Below are 5,889 nucleotides of genomic sequence, written 5' to 3' on the forward strand. Positions count from 1 at the left end.
ACAGGCAGGATCAAGGCATTGACGCCACCCGCGAACAGCAAAAACGCTGAACCCAGAAACAGGGCGCCGAGAGAGAATAAGCTCTTCACCATGCGACGGAACTGCTCCTTCTTGGTTCTTCATTGAAAATCTGGATTCGGAGGAACCAACGTCAAGAAATTCAGTGCTTTCCGTAGAAGAATATTTTCAAGAGTGAGAAATGCGGCGGTGAAACACGGAGCTGTTGCCGGGGTCTTCTTAGCTATTTCTGTAGACACTTGATCAGCGCTGCTATGGTCAAAACCACCAACACCAGAATAAGAAGGCCGAAAAGCCAACCGATCACCATTTCGAAACTCATTCCATTTTCCATGTCACTCTGGTCCACTGTTTCGTTGTCATGATCTTCGGTCGACGCGCCGCGACGCACGCGGCTATTCGCGACTAACCATCGGCGGGCCGAGCTAATCCACTGCGAACTCCACCGCGAATGAGTGCGGAGACGAGAGCATCCCGATGCCGCGGCCATCGTTGTCTTCCATCACGCTGGGATCTCTCAAACGGCTGTTTGCTGATGCGGTCAGCACAGCGGACGATGTGCGCGGTGCCTCGAGTGGGAGCCGGCCTCACAGTTCGAGCGTGCGTCGAATGGCACCCGCTCCCCACAGCAGCAGGCCGGTGGTCAGCGCGCTGACCCCAACGCTGTGCGCCCATGGCCCCGCAATGCCCGTGTCGCCGAAGGTGATGAGGGTGATGCCGGCCAACGAAAGCCCGAGCCCAGCCATGAGCCGACATTCTCCCGGGGTCGGGCACGGCCTTCGCTCGTCATAGCTCTCCTCCTTCGGCGCGGCGGGATCGCTCCCCGTCACGCTGTTCGCTCCGTTCAAATCGCTGTTTCTCATGGCCTTGCGAACCTCCTTTCGAGATGCTCTTTCAGCGCAACGTCAGTCGCATAGATCTATAGCGCGGGTCGGGCGGGCGCCGAATTCTGACCAATTCGCGGCTTCGAAGGCTGCCCACCGGTCCGGGGCGTGTCGGAGCCTGCGGCGGAGTTCGAGGCTCGGCGCAGATTTCGGACCCGTCAGGCCCCGGCAACTTCTCCCACGCCACGCATCGCGGCCAGACGCGATCCACGAGAGGCTGTCGACTGCCGGAACCCCCTCCGGCCCGGTAAGCTCGTCTAATTCATATGCCGGTGATCTTCCGGTTGTCCGCGAGATGCGCGGGTTCAAGTGTCGCGCGATTCATCATATTGGGGAAGCAAATATAAATGCGATATGATATTCGCAAATGCGATACATGGGGGATCCATGAACATCGAACATGCCCGAACTTTCCTTGCCGTCGCCGATACCGGCAGCTTCGTAGCGGCCGCCGAAAGGCTTCACGTCACCCAGTCAACCGTGAGCGCTCGTATCCGAGCACTCGAAGATCAGTTGGGCACCAGGCTTTTCACTCGCAACAAGGCCGGCGCGGCGCTGACTGCGGGCGGTGGCCGGTTCCTGAAGCATGCAGCGCAGATGGTGCGAGCCCTCGAACGCGCGCGGCACGACGTCGGTCTTCCTGGACAATTCCGCGCGCGTGTCGTCATCGGTGCGCGCTTCGGCCTGTGGGAAGGGCTGATGATGAAATGGTTCGCCAATATCCAGCGGACCCATCCCCGAGTTTCGTTTCATTCCGAAATCGGCTTCGAGCCTGAACTGATGCAGGCGCTGGTCGACGGGCGGATGGATATCGGAGTCATGTTCACCCCGCAGCGCCGTCCGATGCTCGAGCTCCTGCCATTGCTTACTGAACAGCTGGTGCTCGTCTCTTCCGAACCGACCGCTAGCATGCAGCCTGACGGCTATATCCATGTCGAGTGGGGCCCGGAATTCGACAATCAGTTCCGCGCTGGCTTTCCGGAGTTTCCCGGTCCTGCACTCTCGGCCAACATCGCCTGGCTCGGCCTTCAATATCTCAAGCTCAATGGCGGCAGCGGCTATTTTCCCCGGCGTCTGGTCGAACACCAGATCGATAGCGGCGCCCTGTTCCCGGTGCCCGGTGCGCCAGTGTTCGAATTGCCGGCGTGGATCGTGATCCGCGAGGATCGCAACAAAGCGCTTGTTGATCCGATGGTCCAGAGTTTGATGGTTGGCCTTGTGGCGCCTTGATCTGCGATTAATTTCCGCTCTTGTCCTTTCCCAGCGGCCTGTCGCTCGCGTTCGGTATCCTGCTGGAACATTCCCGATCGGTCACCTCGCGTTCGGGCTCGCTGCGTAGTGCTTTCGCGGGATCGAAAAAACTCCTTCCGGCAAGGTTTCGTCCGCCCTTTGGTTGATCGAACCGAGTATGTCTGTCGGAGGCTTCATGCCGCGACCGAGGGTCCATAACTGATCGTTAGACGACCATCCACGCGGGAAGCAGTCGCGCCAGTTCTCTGACCGGCGCGCAAAGCGAGGTGGTGAGCAAAAGCAACCTTGGCAGCTGAGCTCTTGAATTCGTCGTTCACGGCTTCGACTTAAAAGCACGTCAAAACGGGTGTTCCAGGAGATGACGGGCCTGCGCGACCATGCCGTCCAGACGTGCAGCGGCCGTTGGGACATCGTTGAGCGCACCCACACCCTGACCCGCATAGAGTGCCATCGCCTCCAAGTCGCCGGTCGTGGTTCGCAGCGGCGAATCCGTGCTGAAGCGCAGGCGCGGCTGCTCGCCGTCGCGGGCGATGGCCTCGCGCGGAAGACTGTCAGGGTCGTGGCCGAGGTAATGTCCGTCCAGGCTCTCGGTCACGCTATTGGCGATCACCCGCACCGCAGCGCCCTTGGGCCAATTCAGAACGAAAACATCGGTCAGAACCGTGTGGTCGCCGGTGGCCTCCGTGATTCGGGATTTGTGATAGGGATGAGCGAAGGATTCCTCGGTCGCCAGAAAGGCCGTGCCGCATTGCACGCCATCGGCGCCGATGGTCAACGCGGCGGCGAGGCCCTCGCCCGTTGCGATCCCTCCGGAGACGACGACCGGCAGGTCGGTCTGCGCAAGGATTTGCTCGGCCAGCCCGAAAGCCGGGTGTCGTCCATGCACGTGACCGCCCGCCTCGACGCCCTGCGCGATGATCACATCCGCTCCGGCCTCTTCGGCGATCCGCGCGGCCTCGACCGTGCCGACCTGATGCAGAACAAGGCAACCGGCACGTTTCACGCGGGCCACCACGTCAGGCATCACGTCCCAGAAAAAGCTGAAGGCCGGCACGCCAAGATCGAGACAGCAGGCGATCTGCGCATCGAGCAGCGCTGGTTCGGTCGCCGCGGGGATCAAGTTGACGGCAAAAGGTCGGTCAGTCGCGTCCCGCAGCGCAGTAACCTCTGCGGCGATCAGGGCTGGGTCTTCGCGCACCATGCCCAAAATCCCGTAACCGCCCGCATTGGCCACGGCGGCGGCCAGTTCCCAGCGGGAAACGCCGCCCATCCCGGCCAGCAGAACTGGCTGGGCGCACCCCAGCAGGTCGCAAAGCGGTGTGTGCAGCGGGTTTATTGGCTGGTCCGTCATGCTTGCTCCTCCCGTTCTATAACCATTGGCGCAGGTAATCGCGTAACACGACGGCGTTATTATGTGCCTCGTCCTTTGAAGCATAAAGTAGCGTAACGACGTTCTCGCGTGCATATCCGGCGAGCTCGCGGACCAAATCGTCATGAGCGGCAAGTTCCGCCTCATAACGCGTGGTGAACTCCTGCCACCTATCAGGGTGCTCGTGGAACCAGCGCCGCAATTCGTCGCTCGGCGCGATCTCCTTGCACCAGTGAAACAGTCTGGCGCGGTCCTTCGCCATGCCGCGCGGCCAGAGACGATCGACCAATATCCGCTTGCCATCTGACACGCGTGCCGCGCGATAGATCCGCTTGACGCGGATAAGCTCGCCAGGAGCTTCGGAGGTGGGGGGGCTTGCTGACGGCATCAGCTGTCCGGCTTGTCCGTGTCGCCGATCATCTCAACTGCTTTCAGAGCATGGGTCCAAGAGGCGCCGGCGCGCATTTCCGCGGCGACCCAAATCGCTTCCATGACCTGTTCGTCCGAGGCGCCCGCACGCCGGGCGGCTTTGACATGGCTCTCGATGCACCATGGGCACTGCGTTACGTGCGCGACGGCCACGGCGATAAGCTGCTTGCTGCGCGCATCGAGCGCCCCTTCAGTGAACACCGCTTTCGAAAATGCGCGGAAGGCGTCCTCGGTCTTCGGCGCCAAGGCATGACGCCGCTCGAAGAGATCCTTAGTTGGGTTGGGAAGATACATCTCAGACATGGCCTGCGCCTTGGGTTTCGAATTGCGGGAATAACACGTCGTTTTCCAGCCGAATATGGGCTGCCAGGTCTTCAAGAAATTCACCGACCCCGGCATAGAGCCGCGTCCAGCTTTGGCATGCACCGTCCGGCAATGTGAGATCGTTTGTCAATTGCCGGATCTGTCCGACCTCCGCCTCATGGTCGTCGTGATCCGCGCGCATCGCAGCGATCGGCCCGTCCAGCCTCGGTGCCGCGTTGCGAATGGCGGGAAACAAAACCAGCTCCTCCTTCTTCATGTGGACTTCGAGCTCGCCGATCATCCGGTGCAGTAGCGCGGACAGCCCTGCAGGGACATCTGCTTGCCCGGCATGGACGGTTTCCACCTTTTCCGAGAGCGCCGCCAGTTCAGGCAATTGAGTGCGATGCTTGGCGTGATACTCTGCCTCGATGTAGCGGGTGAGGCTGGCGGAATCTTGCGGGGGTAGCGGTCTCGTCATGTTGGTATCCTTTGGTCAGAGCAAAGAGGGGACGGTTCGGGGCGTGGCGTTCTCGACCGCCATATGCAGCGAGCGCGCGATCCGCTCGGCGCGTTCGATGAGATGGGCGGCCCCCTCGGGGGGACAGGTCTCGGTTGCGGTCTCGCGGAACAGCATCAGCCACCGTTCGAAATGATCCCATTCCACTGGCAAGGACGCATGGACCTGCATCGGGGCGCCGTGAAAACGACCGGTCATGAGTGCGACCGAAGACCAGAACTCCACCATCCGCTGCAAATGCGGCGCCCAGTCGGAAATCCTGGAGGCGAAGATCGGCCCGAGAACCGCGTCATCACGCACCTTGTCGTAGAAACGATGCACCAACCGGGTCAGTTTATCCTCGTCCAAACCCGTTTGCGCCATGATCGCAGCGGTCGTTTCGGGGCGCGCGGATATCATCTGTAGATCAGCAGGTGACATGGGAACCCCCGAGATTTTGAACTTGAGGCTCATGCTATCTCCGCAAAATAAGTATTGTAAATACCTATTGCGGTGAGTGTAGGATGCCCATGAACTTCGCAATCTCGCAAATTACGGGCGGAGCATTTCGATCCGGATGGCAAGCGTCCGCGAGTCAGGTCTTCCCGACCGCCCGCCTTTGGCTGAATCCTTGATGCCCAAGAGGGTGCAGGGGTAACGTTTTCGGACCGTAGCCAGAAGACACGAAACCCTTCAGCACCTCGTCCCTGGCGAAGGTTTGGTCTGGGCTTCCTGCGTGGCGCATCAACACGCGCAGGCCGTTATCGGCGGAAGAGGTGGGGCGAATTGTCGCGGCTCACAATGAACATTTGAATTACTTGCGCGCCTTGCCACCCTATGCGGGGAGGTCGGACTAAGTAACGGCTTCTATCACGGCGAAGCTGGCTATCGTCGGATCGCCATGGCAGCGACGGCCTGATGCCCGCACCTCTCGTCGCGAAATTCGCGCAACGGGGGTTGTCCATTCGGACCGGCTCACATCAGGTTGTTCGAGGAGCAGAGCGCATCAGGCGAGCGTTGCATTTGCAGGCTCGATGGTCGTTACCGAACAGACCAGCAGGCTCCCTATAGCCCCAGTGGCGCGAGATAGAGCACCAGCAACAGGAGGCACACGCCTGTCAGCGCCACATCGAAGCCGC

The 5,889-nt window shown here is 60.7% G+C and carries 7 protein-coding genes; 1 reads left to right on the forward strand and 6 read right to left on the reverse strand.

The genetic code is table 11. The features are described 5' to 3' along the window. Window positions 1-605: 605 nt before the first annotated feature. Entirely contained in the window at window positions 606-881 is a 276-nt protein-coding gene (locus B6V74_RS18565) for a hypothetical protein (RefSeq protein WP_078523312.1), read from the reverse strand. 408 nt (window positions 882-1,289) lie between these two features. Between B6V74_RS18565 and B6V74_RS18570 the strand changes: the two genes are divergently transcribed. Continuing rightward, window positions 1,290-2,132, forward strand: coding sequence for a LysR family transcriptional regulator (locus tag B6V74_RS18570; protein WP_088723668.1), 843 nt, complete (start codon window positions 1,290-1,292; stop codon window positions 2,130-2,132). 358 nt (window positions 2,133-2,490) lie between these two features. Here B6V74_RS18570 and B6V74_RS18575 read toward each other — a convergent pair whose 3' ends face one another. From B6V74_RS18575 to B6V74_RS18595, 5 genes are read right to left on the reverse strand one after another with little or no spacing between them, the layout of a single operon-like run. After that, complete coding sequence (locus B6V74_RS18575) at window positions 2,491-3,504, reverse strand: nitronate monooxygenase (RefSeq protein WP_075777504.1); 1,014 nt, start codon at window positions 3,502-3,504, stop codon at window positions 2,491-2,493. A gap of 16 nt (window positions 3,505-3,520) precedes the next feature. Then, complete coding sequence (locus B6V74_RS18580; RefSeq protein WP_078523314.1) at window positions 3,521-3,910, reverse strand: DUF488 family protein; 390 nt, start codon at window positions 3,908-3,910, stop codon at window positions 3,521-3,523. After that, window positions 3,910-4,254: a carboxymuconolactone decarboxylase family protein gene (locus tag B6V74_RS18585; protein ID WP_078523315.1), complete on the reverse strand. Its 345-nt coding sequence runs from the start codon at window positions 4,252-4,254 to the stop codon at window positions 3,910-3,912. Before B6V74_RS18585 ends, B6V74_RS18580 begins: the two co-directional genes overlap by 1 nt. Next, on the reverse strand, window positions 4,247-4,732 hold the full coding sequence (locus B6V74_RS18590; protein ID WP_078604903.1) for a hemerythrin domain-containing protein: 486 nt from the start codon (window positions 4,730-4,732) through the stop codon (window positions 4,247-4,249). The genes B6V74_RS18585 and B6V74_RS18590 overlap by 8 nt, the downstream gene beginning before the upstream one ends. Before the next feature lie 15 nt (window positions 4,733-4,747). Continuing rightward, entirely contained in the window at window positions 4,748-5,191 is a 444-nt protein-coding gene (locus B6V74_RS18595) for a group III truncated hemoglobin (protein ID WP_088723670.1), read from the reverse strand. Window positions 5,192-5,889 lie beyond the last annotated feature (698 nt).

It is taken from the genome of Thioclava sp. F42-5, from assembly GCF_002213195.1.
GTDB lineage: Bacteria > Pseudomonadota > Alphaproteobacteria > Rhodobacterales > Rhodobacteraceae > Thioclava > Thioclava nitratireducens.